We start from the raw sequence: 18,404 nt of genomic DNA, 5'->3' as shown, positions 1-18,404 counted from the left end.
GTAAAAACCAGTGAGAATCCGTGTCAGGGTAAGTTCCACTGGTTTTACTCATGCTTGATTTCATCGCTTTTGTAACCAAAATGAATCGAAAAAAAGAGCGCACAAAATCCCCTCATCTGAAAGCGTTTCAGATTAAGTTCCGCTATGGTGGAAGTTAGTGTGAGACGTTTGAATGGGGTTGAAGATTAGTTTTTAGAACTTATGTTGGAGTAATGTAGACGACTGGCAGACGTCTTCTGCAGGTATTTTAGAAATACCTAGAAGTTTAGGAATCTCTTCTCCATAGGTAAAGGCAAAGAGTTCATAAGCTGACTTTCCATTTAAAGCAGCGCGTTTGACGCTGTTGACATGAGAACAAACGAGATTGATGCTCTCTTGAGTTAAGTTGTCAAAAGAAGTTCCTTTAGGTAGAATGTCGCGAATCAGCGTGTGATTTTTCTCAATTCTCCCTTTCTGGTCAGAGCGATTAGGGTCACAAAAGAAGAGTTTACTCTCTCCTCGCACATCCATTTCGATGTCATCAACCCTGGCAAACTCTCCACCATTATCTGTCAGGATGACAGGGAAGAGTTGGAAGAAATTTTTATCCGCTTCATGAAGAGTGTTCTTGATGGCATAGAGGTGTTTGGTAACCTCAAGGGCAGTTTTATTCCCCAGAAGCCTAGCGAAGATAAAGTTACAGAAAGATAGATTAAAGGTGAGTAGGACTTTACATCCTATCCTGCCCATAACGGTGTCCATTTCCAACCAAGAGTCTAGTTGGTTAAGGGATAAATAATTTTGGAAATCCTCATAGGAGCGGCCTTTTTGGGCTTCTTTAGGAATGGAAGGTAGCTTACTTTTTCTTCTTTCTTTAAATTTAACGGCTCTGGCTAGGTCAATAGGAGCGATAGACAGGTACCCTTTTCGGATGTGTCGATAGACAGTTGAGGAGCTAACATCGAGGTTATGAGTTTTCAGAATATGATAGATGTGTTGTCCCTTTTTAACCCCATCAGAAATGACTTTATCTATGTCCCAGAAAGTCTGAGAATTAAGAGGAGTTCCTTCACGAGCTTCGACAAGAGTTTGTTCGTATTGTTTTTGAGCTTGCTTAGCGAGGTAGAAGATCTTCTTATAGCCACAATTCTGTCTTCTTTTAGGGCAGCCGTTACAGACAAAGGGAGATTTGTCGAGTAGAGGGCAAGGAAGGTTATGGCATGTAGACTCTCGGATTTGTCTGTTTCGTTTGACTTCTTTAGAAACAGTAGTCGGGTCTTTTAGAATGGATTGTCCAATAGCTTTGAAGGTTTCACTGCGCTCTAAACCTAATTGGATATCATTACGGTCTGAAAGGGTAAGGTGTTTATGTTTTGTCATAGTGAACCTCATTTCTAACTCAAACGTCTCACACTTAATTCCACCATAAAAATCCGTTTTAGACTAATTTCCACTTCGGTCAGGTAAGTGGAAGTTACTTTGAGAAGTTAGCGAATTTTAAGAAATAGCCTGAAATCAGGCTGTATAAGTGCTTTTGCTTTACATAAGTTGGCAAACGTGCTATACTAAGAGTAAGAATATGAGAAAGTGAGGCGGGGAAATATCTTCGCCTCTTGCTTATGAGGAGGTGGACGCAATCGCAACAATTGTAGAATTAGTCAGAGAAGTTGTAGAACCTGTCATAGAAGCTCCTTTCGAACTCGTGGATATCGAGTATGGAAAGATTGGCAGTGACATGATTCTCAGTATTTTTGTAGATAAACCTGAAGGAATTACCTTGAACGACACGGCAGACTTGACAGAAATGATCAGTCCTGTCCTAGACACCATCAAGCCAGATCCCTTCCCAGAACAATATTTCCTAGAAATTACCAGTCCAGGCTTGGAACGTCCTTTGAAAACCAAGGATGCCGTCGCTGGAGCGGTTGGGAAATACATCCATGTCGGGCTCTACCAAGCCATCGATAAGCAAAAGGTCTTTGAAGGAACCTTGTTGGCCTTTGAAGAGGACGAGTTGACTATGGAATATATGGACAAGACGCGTAAGAAAACCGTCCAAATTCCATACAGTTTAGTATCAAAAGCACGTTTAGCAGTAAAATTATAGAAAAAGAAAGGATAGCTTTTGAGGATTCAAAAGTGAAGAAAACATGAGTAAAGAAATGCTAGAGGCCTTCCGCATTTTGGAAGAAGACAAGGGAATCAAAAAAGAAGATATCATCGACGCAGTAGTAGAGTCGCTTCGTTCCGCTTATCGCAGACGCTATGGTCAATCTGATAGCGTAGCTATTGACTTCAACGAAAAAACAGGTGACTTTACAGTTTATACTGTCCGTGAAGTGGTTGATGAAGTATTTGATAGCCGTTTGGAAATCAGCTTGAAAGATGCTCTTGCTATCAATTCAGCTTATGAACTTGGTGACAAAATCAAGTTTGAAGAAGCACCTGCTGAGTTTGGTCGAGTAGCAGCCCAATCTGCCAAACAAACCATCATGGAAAAAATGCGCAAGCAAACACGTGCCATCACTTACAATACTTACAAAGAACATGAGCAAGAAATCATGTCTGGTACAGTAGAACGCTTTGACAACCGCTTTATCTATGTCAACCTTGGTAGCATCGAAGCCCAATTGTCAAAACAAGACCAAATTCCTGGAGAAGTTTTTGCTTCTCATGATCGTATCGAAGTTTATGTTTACAAGGTTGAAGACAACCCTCGTGGTGTGAACGTCTTTGTTAGCCGTAGTCATCCAGAAATGATCAAACGTTTAATGGAGCAAGAAATTCCAGAAGTTTATGATGGAACTGTTGAAATCATGAGCGTGGCTCGTGAAGCTGGTGACCGTACCAAGGTTGCTGTTCGTAGCCACAATCCAAACGTGGATGCTATCGGAACAATCGTTGGACGTGGTGGAGCCAATATCAAGAAGATTACTAGCAAATTCCACCCAGCTCGCTACGATGCTAAAAATGACCGTATGGTGCCAATCGAAGAAAATATCGATGTTATCGAGTGGGTAGCAGATCCAGCTGAATTTATCTACAATGCCATCGCTCCTGCTGAGGTTGACCAAGTTATCTTCGATGAAAACGACAGCAAACGTGCCTTGGTGGTTGTTCCTGATAACAAGCTTTCTCTTGCTATCGGTCGTCGTGGACAAAACGTGCGCTTGGCGGCTCACTTGACTGGTTACCGTATCGATATCAAGTCTGCTAGCGAATTTGAAGCCATGGAAGAAGCTGATTCGGTAGAGTTGGAAGCAGAAAACGATACTGTAGAAGAATAAAAGCTGCTAGAGGAGGGAAAGATGAAAACGAGAAAAATCCCTTTGCGCAAGTCTGTCGTGTCCAATGAAGTGATTGATAAGCGGGATTTGCTCCGCATTGTCAAGAACAAGGAAGGACAAGTCTTTATTGATCCTACGGGCAAGGCCAATGGCCGCGGCGCTTATATCAAACTAGACAATGCAGAAGCCCTAGAGGCGAAAAAGAAGAAGGTCTTTAACCGCAGCTTTAGCATGGAAGTGGAAGAAAGCTTTTATGACGAGTTGATCGCTTATGTGGATCACAAAGTGAAAAGAAGAGAGTTAGGACTTGAATAAGCAAAAGATAAGCAATCTCTTGGGACTTGCTCAGCGAGCAGGGCGGATTATATCGGGTGAGGAATTGGTGGTCAAGGCCATTCAAGACGGCAAGGCCAAGATGGTCTTTCTAGCCCATGATGCTGGACCCAATCTGACCAAGAAGATTCAAGATAAAAGTCACTATTATCAAGTAGAAATTGTAACCGTGTTTTCAACACTGGAATTAAGCATAGCAGTCGGAAAATCGAGAAAGGTTTTGGCTGTAACAGATGCTGGATTTACAAAGAAAATGAGGTCTCTTATGGAATAGAAGAGGAGGACATGATTTGTCTAAGAAAAGATTGTACGAAATCGCAAAAGAACTTGGAAAAGAAAGTAAGGAAGTTGTAGCGCGTGCAAAAGAGTTGGGCTTGGATGTGAAAAGCCACTCATCAAGTGTGGAAGAAGCTGTCGCTGCAAAAATCGCTGCCAGCTTTAAGCCTGTAGCTGCTCCGAAAGCAGAAGCAAAACCTGCAGCACCAAAAGCAAGTACAGAAAAGAAAGCCGAGAAATCTGAACCAGCTAAACCAGCTGTAGCTAAGGAAGAGGCAAAACCTGCTGAGCCAGTCGCTCCGAAGGCAGAAAAAGTAGCAGCTAAACCGCAAAGCCGTAATTTCAAGGCTGAGCGTGAAGCCCGTGCCAAAGAGCAGGCAGAGCGACGCAAGCAAAATAAGGGCAATAACCGTGACCAACAACAAAACGGAAACCGTCAGAAAAACGACGGTCGTAATGGTGGGAAACAAGCTCAAGGCAACCGCGACAATCGTCGCTTTAATGACCAAGCTAAGAAACAGCAAGGTCAGCAAAATCGTGGAAACGATCGCCGTCAACAAGGGGATAAACGTCCAAATCAAGCAGCTCCACGCATTGACTTTAAAGCCCGTGCAGCAGCCCTAAAAGCAGAGCAAAATGCAGAGTATGCGCGTTCAAGTGAGGAACGCTTCAAGCAGTATCAGGCTGCTAAAGAAGCCTTGGCTCAAGCTAACAAACGCAAGGAACCAGAGGAAATCTTTGAAGAAGCGGCTAAGTTAGCTGAACAAGCGCAACAAGCACAGCAAGTTCAAGCAGTGGTTGAAGTTGTCCCTGAGAAAAAAGAACCTGCAGTGGATACACGTCGTAAAAAACAAGCTCGACCAGACAAAAATCGTGACGATTATGATCACGAAGAAGATGGTCCTAGAAAACAACAAAAGAATCGAAGTAGTCAAAATCAAGTGAGAAATCAAAAGAATAGTAACTGGAATAACAACAAAAAGAACAAAAAAGGCAATAACAAGAACAACCGTAATCAGGTTCCAAAACCTGTTACAGAGCGTAAATTCCATGAATTGCCAACAGAATTTGAATATACAGATGGTATGACCGTTGCGGAAATCGCAAAACGTATCAAGCGTGAACCAGCTGAAATCGTTAAGAAACTTTTCATGATGGGTGTCATGGCCACACAAAATCAATCTTTGGATGGGGAAACAATTGAACTCCTCATGGTGGATTATGGTATCGAAGCCAAACAAAAAGTTGAAGTGGATAATGCTGACATCGAACGTTTCTTTGTCGAAGATGGTTATCTCAATGAAGATGAATTGGTTGAGCGTCCACCAGTTGTAACTATCATGGGACACGTTGACCATGGTAAAACAACCCTCCTAGATACCCTTCGTAACTCTCGTGTTGCGACAGGTGAAGCAGGTGGTATCACTCAACATATCGGTGCCTACCAAATCGTGGAAAATGGCAAGAAGATTACCTTCCTTGATACACCAGGACACGCGGCCTTTACATCTATGCGTGCGCGTGGTGCTTCTGTTACCGATATTACGATCTTGGTCGTAGCGGCAGATGACGGGGTTATGCCTCAGACTATCGAAGCCATCAACCACTCAAAAGCGGCCAACGTTCCAATCATCGTAGCCATTAACAAGATTGATAAACCAGGTGCTAACCCAGAACGCGTTATCGGTGAATTGGCAGAGCATGGAGTTATGTCAACTGCTTGGGGTGGAGATTCTGAATTTGTTGAAATTTCAGCTAAATTCAACCAAAACATCGAAGAATTGTTGGAAACAGTCCTTCTTGTGGCTGAAATCCAAGAACTCAAAGCAGACCCAACAGTTCGTGCGATCGGTACAGTTATTGAAGCTCGCTTGGATAAAGGAAAAGGTGCGGTCGCAACCCTTCTTGTTCAACAAGGTACCTTGAATGTCCAAGACCCAATCGTTGTCGGAAATACCTTCGGTCGTGTCCGTGCTATGACCAACGACCTTGGTCGTCGTGTTAAAGTTGCTGGACCATCAACACCAGTTTCAATCACAGGTTTGAACGAAGCGCCAATGGCAGGTGACCACTTTGCTGTTTACGAAGATGAAAAATCTGCGCGTGCAGCAGGTGAAGAACGTGCCAAACGTGCCCTCATGAAACAACGTCAAGCTACCCAACGTGTCAGCCTTGAAAACCTCTTTGATACGCTTAAAGCTGGTGAACTCAAGTCAGTTAACGTTATCATCAAGGCCGACGTACAAGGTTCTGTTGAAGCCCTTTCTGCCTCACTTCAAAAGATCGACGTGGAAGGTGTCAAAGTTACCATCGTTCACTCTGCGGTCGGTGCTATCAACGAATCAGATGTGACCCTTGCCGAAGCTTCAAATGCCTTTATCGTTGGTTTCAACGTACGCCCTACACCACAAGCTCGTCAACAAGCAGAAGCTGACGATGTTGAAATCCGTCTCCACAGCATTATCTACAAGGTTATCGAAGAGATGGAAGAAGCTATGAAGGGGATGCTTGATCCAGAATTCGAAGAAAAAGTTATCGGTGAAGCAGTTATTCGTGAAACCTTCAAGGTGTCTAAAGTGGGAACTATCGGTGGATTCATGGTTATCAACGGTAAGGTTACCCGTGACTCTAAAGTCCGTGTTATCCGTGATGGTGTCGTTATCTATGACGGCGAACTCGCAAGCTTGAAACACTATAAAGACGACGTGAAAGAAGTTACAAACGGTCGTGAAGGTGGATTGATGATTGATGGCTACAATGATATCAAGATGGATGATGTGATTGAGGCATATGTCATGGAAGAAATTAAGAGATAAGATTTTTTGCTCCTTTCTTAGGTGGTGAGGGACGCAAGCAAACCGATGGTTTCATTGCTTATTTTTGAGCCTATGGTCTCAAAAATCCCCTGTGATGGGACTGATAAATCAGTTCCATCACTTTCACCACGGCGAAAGAAGCAGATGATTTCAAATTGAACTTCGTTTCAATTTGAAATGAAAATCAAGAAGTTTAAAAATAGCTAGGTCTGCTGGCCTAGCTTTTGGTTCAAAGTAGAGAAAGGAATATCATGGCAAATCATTTCCGTACGGATCGTGTGGGCATGGAAATCAAGCGTGAAGTCAATGAGATTTTGCAAAAGAAAGTCCGTGATCCGCGTGTCCAAGGTGTGACCATCACAGATGTTCAGATGCTAGGTGACTTGTCTGTTGCCAAGGTTTACTACACCATTTTGAGTAACCTTGCTTCGGATAACCAAAAAGCCCAAATCGGGCTTGAAAAAGCAACTGGTACCATCAAACGTGAACTTGGTCGCAATTTGAAATTGTACAAAATCCCAGATTTGACCTTCGTCAAAGACGAGTCCATCGAGTATGGAAACAAGATTGACGAAATGCTACGCAATCTGGATAAGAACTAAAGAAGAGGGGCAACCCTCTTTTTTGGTGGGGAAAATAGGTGGAATTTGAAATGGAAAAATATTCTTTTAAAAAAGGGATTCTGTATTTTTTAATGTTTATCTAATTAGAAAATGCTTTTTTTTTAGGAAATATGATATGATGATTTCATAAATAAAAGGAGATTCTATCAATGAATAATGTAAAAAAAGTTTGTCGTTTAGCTTTGCTATGTCTTTCCGTCTCTACTCTAGTTGCTTGTAGTTCTCTTTCTGAAAAAACAAGCAGCTCTTCTAGTGAGAATCAAACAGAAGCTTCATCTAGTAGTTCTGAGAAGAAAGGGTTGTTTGCTAAAGCAAAAGAAAAACTCAGTTCAAGCGATTTTAACCCACAAGATGTTAGCGATACGACAATTGAGTCTATAAAAACCTATGAAGATTACTTAATTATGAATGAGAAAATAATCGATAATTACTATACAGAAGCAGACGAAGCCTTTAAAGGGACTGTTATAGAAGATAGTGCTGCTATCCAAGAACTGAAAGATAGCACTAAAAAAGAAATGGAAGATTTGAAAAAACAATATGGTCCACTAAAGAAAGCACCGATTCAAGGGAAAGAAGAAGTGATTAAGACTCTAAAAGATTATCGTGATAATCTACATGAACAAGTGGAGCAGTGGAAAGCTAGTCTTTAATAGGAAGAGTGGAGTTCAATATGGATTATCAATTATTGCCACATGAATATATGGTTATGAATAGTGACCATGTGAGTTTTGGGAAAAATGGTTTGTCTACAGATGAATTAATTTTAACGAATCTACACTTAATATATATCAAAAAAGGTTTGTGGGGAGGAAAAAAAGATCAAGTTACTATACCCATTAACCAGATTAAAATTTTTGAAGGGAAACCTCAAGTTTCAGTAACTAAAACCAATGGTGTGAAACGGCTGGAAATTTATTATAATGGCGGACAAGCTATCTTTGCATTTAATAATACTAAGGACACTGACAAGTGGGCTAGGAACATTATTAAATTGATTTCAGGTGATACAAGTAATTTTGAAACCTTGGGAGATAGTAGCTTGTTTGGAGCAGATGTTTTGGCAGAAACATTTAAGGATACATTTGACACTTTTAAAGCAGGGCTTGGGATTAAGGATGCAGAGCCAGAAAAGATTTCAACCAAGTGTAGCTTTTGTGGAGCACCTTTGTCAGGTCAAGTGAAGCAAACAGTAAGATGTGCCTATTGTGATATGGAGCAGAGTTTATAAGGGGGCAATTAAATGGGGTTGATAAAAGCAATCACAGATTCTATCGGTGGGACATTTGCAGATCAGTGGAAAGAAATTATCACGGTTCAAGCTTTTGATGAACATACAGCTGTAAGTCCCGGTATTGTTCAAGAAAGTAATAATGGTAGGGGTGTCAATACGAAGGGATCTGTAGGTGTTATTTCCAACGGATCCAAGATTTTTATTCCAGAAAATACTGCTGCCTTTATCTTTAGTCAGTCTGGTATCGAGGACATTATTACAGAACCAGGTGGTTATGAATACCAAAATGGTGAGAGCAGTGTTTTTAACGGTGATGGATTGAAAAAGTCACTGTTTGACAATGTTGTTAATCGTGTTGGATTCGGTGGTCAAAGTGATCAGCAAAAACAGATTTGTTTTGTTAATTTGAGAGAAATTCGTGATATTAAATTTGGGACTCGTGGTCCAGTCATGTATAATGATTTGTTTTATGGGACAGATTTAGAAGTACGTGCTTTTGGAACATTTTCTATCCAAATTACAGATGCTAAGCAATTTATCAGAAACTTTCTTCCTGCCAATGTGACTTATTATACCTTCGATAGCGCTCAAGCTAGATCACAAATAGTAACAGAGTTTCTTCAATCTTTTATTGTTGCACTTAATTCTTTGTCAACAACTTATCGTATTTCACAATTGCCGTCACAAGCTTCAGTTCTTGCAACCCAAGTATCGAATGATGGACAGTATGCAGGGACTTGGAAAGAACGTTTTGGATTTGAGATTGTAAAAGTTGCCATTGCTAATATTGAGTTCTCACCAGAATCTAAGGAATTGGTTAAACAATTTTCATCAAATAAGATGAATTTAAAAGCTTATGATGATGTATCGCAGAAAGCTTCTAATATTGCAGCACAACAAAAAATTGCATCAGGAGTGGAGCAACATGGTCTAGGTGATAGTGCTGGAATGATATTTGGGATGAATATGGCTCAAAGTTTAGATGAAAAAGCCATGAAACCAAGTCTATCATTAGATGAGCAAATCGAAGCCCTTACAAAACTAAAATCTCTTTTAGATGCAGGTATATTATCTCAGGAAGAATTTGATCGAAAGAAAAAAGAAATTATGGATTTATAAGATGAAGCTCGAAAGTTCATAGTTTTACTCAATGAAAATCAAAGAGCAAACTAGGAAACTAGCCGCAAGCTGTACTTGGGTACGGTAAGGCGACGCTGACGTGGTTTGAATTTGATTTTCGAAGAGTATTAGTGTGTATTCAAGGAACATTTTAGTTGAAACAATAATAGATTATCGTTCACAGATAGAATATCATGTTGTAAGGGTAGGAGTTGAATATTTTAGCTGTCTCTAAAAAGACTATTAAAAATCTTTAACAAATAAGTTGCTAAGGATTTTTTGAAAATTTTTGAGGGGGATTTGAAACATACTTTAAAAGAGTATGCTATCATAGAATATAACTTACAGAAGTAAAAGGAGTTTGTATATGGCTGAACAAGAGTTAGCTATGCAAGTATTGCAACAAGTGGTAAAACTACCTGTTGTTAAGGTTGATCGTTCGAAATTTTTAGTGGATAAGTTTTCCAAAGAATTGGATCCACAGGACATTCCTACCTTATTAGAACAAGGCCCAACGTCTCTCTTATCTCAAGAAACCTTAGATAGAGTGGCTAATGCCTGCATTAGGGATAATGTTTTATTGGCGAGTGGAACGTCTGTTGTTGCTGGATTACCAGGTGGACTTGCCATGGCAATTACCATACCAGCGGATGTAGCTCAATTTTATGCTTTTTCTTTAAAATTAGCTCAAGAACTAGGTTATATTTATGGATATGAGGATCTTTGGGCTTCACGCGATGAGTTGAGTGAAGATGCTCAAAATACCCTCTTGCTTTATCTAGGTGTCATGTTGGGGGTAAATGGAACCGCTGCTTTGCTACGTGCAGGTGGTATAACAATTGCCAAACAGGTAATGAAAACAGTACCTAATAAAGCTTTAACAAAGACGCTTTGGTACCCTATTTTGAAAAAAGTCTTAAAAATATTTGGTGTGAATCTTACCAAGGGAGGGCTGGCCAAAGGAATGGGGAAATTCATACCTATCTTGGGAGGTATCATTTCAGGTGGTTTAACCTTTGCAACTATGAAACCGATGGGGGAAAGCTTGCAGAAAGAATTATCCAAGCTAGTCAACTATAGTGAAGTTCAATATCAAGAAGATGTTGAAACAATCCGAAAAGAGGCTGAAATAATCGAGGGTGAGTGAGATGAATCCTATCAAAGCTTTTGCTAAAATTTATGGTAATTACTTTTTGACCGTGCAAGGTGTAAAAGTAATGAAAACGATAAAGAAGGATGACCACGCCGTTGTCGGTCTGGGAAAACTTTTTATTGCAGACAAGCTAATGGATACGGCTCGGTGGCTCATCAAGCCAGAGGATAGAAAATGAAATTTTTCTGAGGACTTCTTGCCATTCTTTTTATCAAACCAATTATTGGGATTTTGAAATTCTTTTGGATGATCATTTCTTTTGCAGTCCAATTGCTGTTTTACAAGATAGTATTTAAGATATTGGATTGGCTCTTTAAACTTATTTAGATGGTAATCCAAATCGCATAGAACTAGCAGGAACTCCACTGCTAGTTTTTTAATCATTTTCCTTGTGGTATAATATAAGCAGTAAAATCATTTTATACTCTTCGAAAATCTCTTCAAACTACGTCAGCTTCACCTTGCCGTAGGTATGGTTACTGACTTCGTCAGTTCTATCCACAACCTCAAAACACTGTTTTGAGCAACCTGCGGCTAGCTTCCTAGTTTGCTCTTTGATTTTCATTGAGTATTAGAACATACAATGGAGGTCGTCATGGACAATATCATCGATGTGTCAATTCCCGTTGCAGAAGTGGTGGACAAGCATCCAGAAGTCTTGGAAATTCTAGTGGAGTTGGGTTTTAAACCCCTTGCCAATCCCTTGATGCGCAACACAGTTGGTCGTAAGGTATCGCTCAAACAGGGTTCTAAGCTTGAAGGAACTCCTATGGACAAGATTGTCCGCACACTGGAAGCAAACGGTTACGAAGTGATTGGATTAGACTAATGGCAGATGAACGGATTCATATCCTACGGGATATTTTGTTAGAATTGCACAATGGCGCCTCTCCTGAGTCGGTTCAGGAGCGTTTTGATGCGACCTTTACAGGTGTTTCAGCCATCGAGATTTCCCTCATGGAGCACGAGCTGATGAACTCAGACTCAGGTGTTACCTTTGAAGATGTCATGGAACTCTGTGATGTCCATGCCAATCTTTTTAAAAATGCTGTTAAAGGTGTTGAAGTAGAGGATACCGAGCATCCAGGTCACCCAGTTCGGGTCTTCAAGGATGAAAATCTGGCCCTCCGTGCAGCTTTGATTCGTATTCGTAGATTGTTAGATACCTATGAGTCTATGGAAGATGAAGAAATGCTGGCGGAGATGCGTAAGGGCTTGGTGCGTCAGATGGGACTTGTGGGTCAATTTGATATTCATTACCAACGTAAAGAAGAACTCTTTTTTCCTATCATGGAGCGCTATGGACACGATTCACCTCCTAAAGTTATGTGGGGAGTGGATGACCAGATTAGAGAACTCTTTCAAACAGCTCTAACGACAGCCGAGTCACTGCCAGAAGTGTCGATTAGCAGTGTAAAAGAAGCTTTTGAAGCCTTTGCGACAGAGTTTGAAAGTATGATTTTCAAGGAAGAGTCCATCCTTCTCATGATTCTCCTTGAGTCCTTCACCCAAGATGACTGGCTTCAGATTGCGGAGGAGAGTGACGCCTATGGCTATGCCATCATCCGTCCGTCTGAGAAATGGGTGCCAGAACGTCAGAGTTTTATTGAGGAAAAGAGTGCAGAGGAGCCTGTACAGTTAGATACGGCAGAGGGTCAAGTTCAGCAAGTTATTGATACGCCAGAAGGCCAGTTCACCATTACCTTTACCCCTAAGGAAAAAGAATCAGTGCTGGATCGCCATAGTCAACAGGCTTTTGGGAATGGCTATCTATCGGTCGAGCAGGCTAATCTCATCCTCAATCACCTCCCTATGGAGATTACCTTTGTCAATAAGGACGATATTTTCCAGTATTACAATGACAATGCGCCAGCTGATGAGATGATTTTCAAACGGACGCCGTCCCAAGTCGGGCGTAATGTTGAACTTTGCCATCCGCCTAAGTACTTGGATAAGGTAAAAACCATTATGCAAGGTCTTCGTGACGGGGTCAAGGACAAATACGAGATGTGGTTTAAGTCCGAGTCGCGAGGTAAGTTTGTCCACATCACCTACGCAGCAGTGCGCGATGAAGATGGGGAATTCCAAGGTGTATTGGAGTACGTTCAGGATATTCAACCCTACCGTGAGATTGACACGGACTATTTCCGTGGACTAGAATAAGGAGAAAAAATGAGTTACGAACAAGAATTTATGAAGGAATTTGAAGCCTGGGTCAATACCCAGATTATGATCAATGACATGGCGCACAAGGAAAGCCAAAAAGTCTACGAAGAAGACCAGGACGAACGTGCTAAAGATGCTATGATTCGTTACGAAAGCCGCTTGGATGCTTATCAGTTCTTGCTTGGTAAGTTTGAAAACTTCAAGGCAGGTAAGGGATTCCATGATTTACCAGAGGGATTGTTTGGTGAGCGAAATTATTAAACGAGAAAGGTTCTTGATTTTTCACCAAAATCTTGATAGAATATTTATATTAAATCCTTGTCAGAGCAGGGGTTTTTTATTGAAAGGATTTTATCATGTCAAAGAAACTCAATCGTAAAAAACAATTACGAAATAGCCTCCGTCGTGCAGGTGCTTTTTCAAGTACTGTGACTAAGGTTGTAGAAGAGACAAAAAAAGTCGTAAAACGTGCAGAACAGTCAGCAAGCCAAGCTGGTAAGGCTGTTTCTAAAAAAGTTGAACAAGCAGTAGAAGCTACCAAAGAGCAAGCTCAAAAAGTAGCCAATTCTGTAGAAGATTTTGCAGCAAACTTGGGTGGACTTCCACTTGATCGTGCTAAGACCTTCTATGATGAAGGAATCAAGTCTGCTTCAGATTTCAAAAATTGGACTGAAAAAGAACTCCTTGCCTTGAAAGGAATCGGCCCAGTTACCATCAAGAAATTAAAAGAAAATGGCATCAAGTTCAAGTAATCTTTCTTGTGCCTTGCATTTCCGTCAAAATCTTGCTACAATAGAGCCATTAGAGGTGTTTTGAATCCCGCATTTTACAGAAAGTGGCGGTGCTGAGAAGTCCACAAATGTGTCAAAACTGGTTGCTAATGGATGAAAAATTGAAATAAAAGTGTCTTTTTGTTTTAAAGATGAGAGTTGCGGGCAACTGCCCGAAATTGGGTGGTACCGCGGATAAATACATTCGTCCCTGTCATGTAGATGGCAGGGCTTTTCTTTTGTGTCTTAGTCAAAGGAGGTTGTTATGAAACAATCATTTAAAACTAATAAACTATACTATGGCTTTCCTGTTTTTATTTTAGGATATCAAGATCAGAATTTTGGCTATAACATCACGACCTGTAGTTCCTCTTATAGTCTAGGAGATTGGATTGTGATTGGAGTCGTTGCGAAAGAGAATGCCGCAGAGCAGATTAAGCATTATCAGCAGTTCACCGTGAATATCCCTGATGAAAATCTCATGCTCGAGATGGAGCAGGCTGGTTTTATCAGTCATCGAGAGAAATTGAAACAACTGGGGCTAGACTACGAGATTTCTGAACAGACTCAGGCACCGATTTTAGAGGTTTGTCCAGTCGTGTTAGAATGTCAGGTAGATAGGATTGATGAGGAAGAGGGAATTTGTCATATTTTCGCTAAGATTGTTGAGCGATTTGTTGACCCAGAACTTTTGGATGATAAGGGACATTTTAAAAATGACCGTTTTGCGCCGACTTACTTTATGGGGGATGGCCATCAGCGCGTTTATCGTTATCTAGATGACCGAATCAATCCCATGGGGAGCTTCATAAAGAAAGCGAAGGAGAAGGATGACAAGAGCTGAGTTACCAGAACGGTTGGAAACAGAGCGTCTGGTCTTACGAGTCCGTACAGTGGCAGATGCAGAAGATATCTATGCATACGCCAGTCTCCCAGAAGTCTCTTACCCAGCTGGTTTTCTACCCGTCAAGACCTTGGAAGATGAGATTTATTACCTAGAGCATATCCTTCCTGAGCGCAATGAAAAGGACAATCTCCCAGCAGGCTATGGAATTGTTGCCAAAGAGACTGATAAAGTTATCGGCTCTGTTGATTTCAACCATCGTCATGAAGATGATGTGCTGGAGATTGGCTATACCTTACACCCAGACTATTGGGGACGCGGTTATGTGCCAGAAGCTGCGCGTGCCTTGATTGACTTAGGCTTTAAAGATTTGGGTCTTCACAAGATTGAACTGACTTGTTTTGGTTATAATGTCCAAAGTCAACGTGTCGCAGAAAAACTTGGATTTACCCTCGAAGCTCGCATCCGAGACCGTAAAGATGTTCAAGGAAACCGCTGTGATGATTTGAGATATGGCTTGCTGAGGAGTGAGTGGGAGGTAATTTGATGCATCTTTTCATCATTGGTGCTCCAGCATCAGGAAAAATGACCATTGGTCAAGAATTATCTCGACTGACAGATGCTACCCTCTTTTATAACCATCAAGCCATCGATTTTGCACTAGAAATCTATCAGGACTTTACAGAGGAAATGTGGGAATTTGTTCGTGGAATCACCTTTTCTTTCCTTGGAGCAAGTGCAAGAAATCAGCGATCAGTAATTTTAACTGACGTAATTGATTTTTCAAATCAGTACCAGCTGATGTATTTAAAGCAAATTCAGGATTTGTTGAATGACTATCATCAAGAGATTCTGTTTGTGGAGTTGGAAACAAGTCTTGAGGAGCGCTTACATCGAAATCGAACGGAGAATCGATTAAAGCACAAACCCTTAAAACGACATATTGAGGTATCTGAAAGAGAAATTTTAGAAACCACTGAAACACTTCAATTAAATTCCCAACATCAACCGAATGAGCTACACCACTACTTTAAAATAAATAATACGAATTTGTCTGCAGAAGAAGCTGCTAAGCAAATTCAAAATAAAATGAACAAAATAGAGAAAGGACACACACATGTCTAAAGAACTTTCACCTAAATACAATCCAACCGAGGTTGAGGCTGGTCGTTACCAAAAATGGCTTGATGCCGATGTTTTCAAGCCTTCAGGCGATCAAAAGGCTAAGCCCTATTCAATCGTCATTCCGCCACCAAACGTAACTGGGAAACTTCACCTTGGTCACGCTTGGGATACGACTTTACAAGATATCATCATCCGTCAAAAACGCATGCAAGGTTTTGATACGCTTTGGCTTCCTGGTATGGACCACGCTGGTATTGCGACTCAGGCTAAAGTTGAGGAGCGCTTGCGTGGTGAAGGCATTACGCGTTATGACTTGGGGCGTGAAAAATTCCTAGATAAAGTCTGGGAATGGAAAGACGAATATGCCACTACCATCAAGGAACAATGGGGTAAGATGGGGCTCTCTGTAGACTACTCTCGTGAGCGTTTCACTCTTGACGAAGGTTTGTCAAAAGCTGTTCGTAAGGTCTTTGTGGACCTTTACAAGAAAGGGTGGATCTATCGTGGTGAATTCATCATCAACTGGGATCCAGCTGCACGCACAGCCCTTTCTGATATTGAAGTTATCCACAAGGATGTCGAAGGTGCCTTCTACCACATGAACTACATGCTGGAAGACGGATCTCGCGCCCTTGAAGTTGCGACCACTCGTCCTGAGACTATGTTTGGGGACGTTGCGGTTGCGGTCAATCCAGAAGACCCACGCTACAAGGACTTGATTGGTAAAAACGTCATCCTCCCAATCGCTAATAAACTCATTCCAATCGTTGGAGACGAGCATGCAGATCCTGAGTTTGGTACTGGTGTCGTAAAAATCACACCTGCCCATGATCCAAACGACTTCTTGGTGGGTCAACGTCACAACTTGCCACAAGTCAACGTCATGAACGACGACGGAACTATGAATGAGCTTGCCTTCGAATTTGCAGGCATGGATCGTTTTGAAGCTCGTAAGGCAGTCGTTGCTAAGTTGGAAGAAATCGGTGCCCTTGTTAAAATCGAAAAACGTGTCCACAGTGTTGGACACTCAGAGCGTACAGGTGTAGTGGTGGAGCCACGTTTGTCTACTCAATGGTTCGTTAAGATGGACCAATTGGCAAAAAATGCTATTGCCAACCAAGACACAGAGGACAAGGTAGAATTTTACCCACCTCGTTTCAACGATACCTTCCTTCAATGGATGGAAAATGTCCACGACTGGGTAATCTCTCGTCAGCTCTGGTGGGGTCACCAAATCCCTGCTTGGTACAATGCTGAGGGTGAAATGTACGTCGGTGAAGAAGCTCCAGAAGGTGACGGATGGACTCAGGACGAAGACGTCTTGGATACTTGGTTCAGTTCGGCCCTTTGGCCATTCTCAACCATGGGCTGGCCTGATGTAGACTCAGAGGACTTTAAACGTTACTTCCCAACTTCAACCTTGGTTACAGGTTACGACATCATCTTCTTCTGGGTGTCTCGTATGATCTTCCAATCCTTGGAATTCACTGGCCGTCAGCCATTCCAAAACGTGCTTATCCACGGTCTCATCCGTGACGAGCAAGGACGCAAGATGTCTAAATCTCTCGGTAACGGGATTGACCCGATGGATGTCATCGAGAAATATGGTGCCGATGCCCTTCGTTGGTTCCTTTCAAACGGTTCTGCACCAGGTCAAGACGTGCGCTTCTCTTACGAGAAAATGGATGCCTCTTGGAACTTCATTAACAAGATCTGGAACATCTCTCGCTATATCCTCATGAACAATGAAGGCTTGACTCTTGAGCAAGCAACTGCCAATGTGGAAAAAGTAGTCAACAAGGAAGCTGGAAATGTCACAGACCGCTGGATTCTCCACAACCTCAATGAAACCATTGGAAAAGCAACTGCCAACTTTGATAAGTTTGAGTTTGGTGTCGCTGGACACATCCTTTACAACTTCATCTGGGATGAGTTTGCGGACTGGTACGTTGAGTTGACCAAGGAAGTCCTATACAGCGACAACGAAGAAGAGAAAGTCATCACACGTTCTGTTCTCCTTTATACTTTGGACAAGATCCTTCGTCTCCTCCACCCAATCATGCCATTCGTGACAGAGGAAATCTTTGGACAAATCTCAGAAGGCTCTATCGTGACAGCAGAATACCCAACTGTCAATCCAGCCTTTGAAGACCTTGCTGCTCACACTGGCGTGGAAAGCCTCAAAGACTTGATCCGTGCTGTTCGTAATGCGCGTGCGGAAGTAAACGTAGCACCAAGCAAACCAATCACTATCCTTGTTAAGACAAGCGATAGTGACTTGGAAGCCTTCTTTAACAGCAATGTCAACTACATCAAACGCTTCACAAATCCAGAACACTTGGAGATCGCCTCAAATATTCCTGCGCCTGAACTTGCTATGTCAAGCGTCATCACAGGAGCAGAAATCTACCTGCCACTGGCAGACCTCCTCAATGTCGAAGAAGAACTGGCTCGTCTCGACAAGGAACTGGCTAAATGGCAAAAAGAACTGGACATGGTCGGTAAGAAACTCTCTAACGAACGCTTCGTAGCCAATGCCAAACCAGAAGTCGTCCAAAAAGAACGCGACAAACAAGCCGACTACCAAGCGAAATACGACGCGACCGTAGCACGTATTGATGAGATGAAGAAACTCGTTAAATAAACACAGAAACACGGTGATGAGCCGTGTTTTTTGGT

20 protein-coding genes are annotated in these 18,404 nt (G+C 41.8%); 19 read left to right on the top strand and 1 reads right to left on the bottom strand.

Annotated features, from left to right (window positions below; translation table 11 throughout):
* Nucleotides 1-192: 192 nt before the first annotated feature.
* A complete protein-coding gene (locus OC529_RS06940; protein WP_262081816.1) occupies nt 193-1,359 on the bottom strand; it encodes an IS30 family transposase in 1,167 nt (388 codons plus the stop codon).
* A gap of 247 nt (nt 1,360-1,606) precedes the next feature.
* Between OC529_RS06940 and rimP the strand changes: the two genes are divergently transcribed.
* The 19 genes from rimP (at nt 1,607) to OC529_RS06845 (ending at nt 18,369) form a co-directional block, all read left to right on the top strand.
* Nucleotides 1,607-2,086: a ribosome maturation factor RimP gene (gene rimP, locus OC529_RS06935; protein WP_001808916.1), complete on the top strand. Its 480-nt coding sequence runs from the start codon at nt 1,607-1,609 to the stop codon at nt 2,084-2,086.
* Between the two features lie 43 nt (nt 2,087-2,129).
* Entirely contained in the window at nt 2,130-3,266 is a 1,137-nt protein-coding gene (nusA, locus tag OC529_RS06930) for a transcription termination factor NusA (RefSeq protein WP_049511349.1), read from the top strand.
* Between the two features lie 21 nt (nt 3,267-3,287).
* On the top strand, nt 3,288-3,581 hold the full coding sequence (rnpM, locus tag OC529_RS06925; protein ID WP_000857562.1) for an RNase P modulator RnpM: 294 nt from the start codon (nt 3,288-3,290) through the stop codon (nt 3,579-3,581).
* Nucleotides 3,574-3,873 (top strand): YlxQ-related RNA-binding protein, encoded by a 300-nt coding sequence (locus OC529_RS06920; protein ID WP_001041392.1) that lies wholly within the window; start codon nt 3,574-3,576, stop codon nt 3,871-3,873. The genes rnpM and OC529_RS06920 overlap by 8 nt, the downstream gene beginning before the upstream one ends.
* Nucleotides 3,874-3,889: 16 nt before the next feature.
* Nucleotides 3,890-6,691 (top strand): translation initiation factor IF-2, encoded by a 2,802-nt coding sequence (gene infB / locus OC529_RS06915; protein ID WP_262081815.1) that lies wholly within the window; start codon nt 3,890-3,892, stop codon nt 6,689-6,691.
* A gap of 251 nt (nt 6,692-6,942) precedes the next feature.
* Nucleotides 6,943-7,293: a 30S ribosome-binding factor RbfA gene (rbfA, locus tag OC529_RS06910; RefSeq protein ID WP_001273601.1), complete on the top strand. Its 351-nt coding sequence runs from the start codon at nt 6,943-6,945 to the stop codon at nt 7,291-7,293.
* A gap of 170 nt (nt 7,294-7,463) precedes the next feature.
* A complete protein-coding gene (locus OC529_RS06905) occupies nt 7,464-7,967 on the top strand; it encodes a hypothetical protein (RefSeq protein ID WP_262081814.1) in 504 nt (167 codons plus the stop codon).
* A 20-nt stretch (nt 7,968-7,987) separates the two neighbouring features.
* Complete coding sequence (locus OC529_RS06900) at nt 7,988-8,545, top strand: hypothetical protein (protein WP_000386258.1); 558 nt, start codon at nt 7,988-7,990, stop codon at nt 8,543-8,545.
* A 12-nt stretch (nt 8,546-8,557) separates the two neighbouring features.
* Nucleotides 8,558-9,667: an SPFH domain-containing protein gene (locus tag OC529_RS06895; RefSeq protein WP_262081813.1), complete on the top strand. Its 1,110-nt coding sequence runs from the start codon at nt 8,558-8,560 to the stop codon at nt 9,665-9,667.
* Nucleotides 9,668-10,034: 367 nt separating this feature from the next.
* Nucleotides 10,035-10,814 (top strand): EcsC family protein, encoded by a 780-nt coding sequence (locus OC529_RS06890; protein ID WP_262081812.1) that lies wholly within the window; start codon nt 10,035-10,037, stop codon nt 10,812-10,814.
* A 1-nt stretch (nt 10,815) separates the two neighbouring features.
* On the top strand, nt 10,816-10,998 hold the full coding sequence (locus OC529_RS06885; protein ID WP_262081811.1) for a hypothetical protein: 183 nt from the start codon (nt 10,816-10,818) through the stop codon (nt 10,996-10,998).
* Nucleotides 10,999-11,415: 417 nt separating this feature from the next.
* Nucleotides 11,416-11,649 (top strand): DUF1858 domain-containing protein, encoded by a 234-nt coding sequence (locus OC529_RS06880; RefSeq protein ID WP_000368739.1) that lies wholly within the window; start codon nt 11,416-11,418, stop codon nt 11,647-11,649.
* Complete coding sequence (locus tag OC529_RS06875; protein ID WP_262081810.1) at nt 11,649-12,983, top strand: DUF438 domain-containing protein; 1,335 nt, start codon at nt 11,649-11,651, stop codon at nt 12,981-12,983. The genes OC529_RS06880 and OC529_RS06875 overlap by 1 nt, the downstream gene beginning before the upstream one ends.
* A gap of 9 nt (nt 12,984-12,992) precedes the next feature.
* Nucleotides 12,993-13,247, top strand: coding sequence for a DUF1912 family protein (locus tag OC529_RS06870; RefSeq protein WP_000119707.1), 255 nt, complete (start codon nt 12,993-12,995; stop codon nt 13,245-13,247).
* Between the two features lie 95 nt (nt 13,248-13,342).
* Entirely contained in the window at nt 13,343-13,738 is a 396-nt protein-coding gene (locus tag OC529_RS06865) for a helicase (RefSeq protein WP_262081809.1), read from the top strand.
* 283 nt (nt 13,739-14,021) lie between these two features.
* Complete coding sequence (locus OC529_RS06860; RefSeq protein WP_262081808.1) at nt 14,022-14,600, top strand: flavin reductase family protein; 579 nt, start codon at nt 14,022-14,024, stop codon at nt 14,598-14,600.
* On the top strand, nt 14,587-15,147 hold the full coding sequence (locus OC529_RS06855) for a GNAT family N-acetyltransferase (RefSeq protein WP_262081807.1): 561 nt from the start codon (nt 14,587-14,589) through the stop codon (nt 15,145-15,147). Before OC529_RS06860 ends, OC529_RS06855 begins: the two co-directional genes overlap by 14 nt.
* Entirely contained in the window at nt 15,147-15,725 is a 579-nt protein-coding gene (locus tag OC529_RS06850; RefSeq protein ID WP_262081806.1) for an AAA family ATPase, read from the top strand. The genes OC529_RS06855 and OC529_RS06850 overlap by 1 nt, the downstream gene beginning before the upstream one ends.
* Entirely contained in the window at nt 15,718-18,369 is a 2,652-nt protein-coding gene (locus tag OC529_RS06845) for a valine--tRNA ligase (protein WP_262081805.1), read from the top strand. The genes OC529_RS06850 and OC529_RS06845 overlap by 8 nt, the downstream gene beginning before the upstream one ends.
* Nucleotides 18,370-18,404: the final 35 nt, after the last annotated feature.

The organism is Streptococcus sp. Marseille-Q5855, from assembly GCF_946901985.1.
Lineage (GTDB): Bacteria > Bacillota > Bacilli > Lactobacillales > Streptococcaceae > Streptococcus.
Note: the sequence above shows the minus strand (reverse complement) of the source record. Positions and strands in the feature narration are given on the sequence as shown.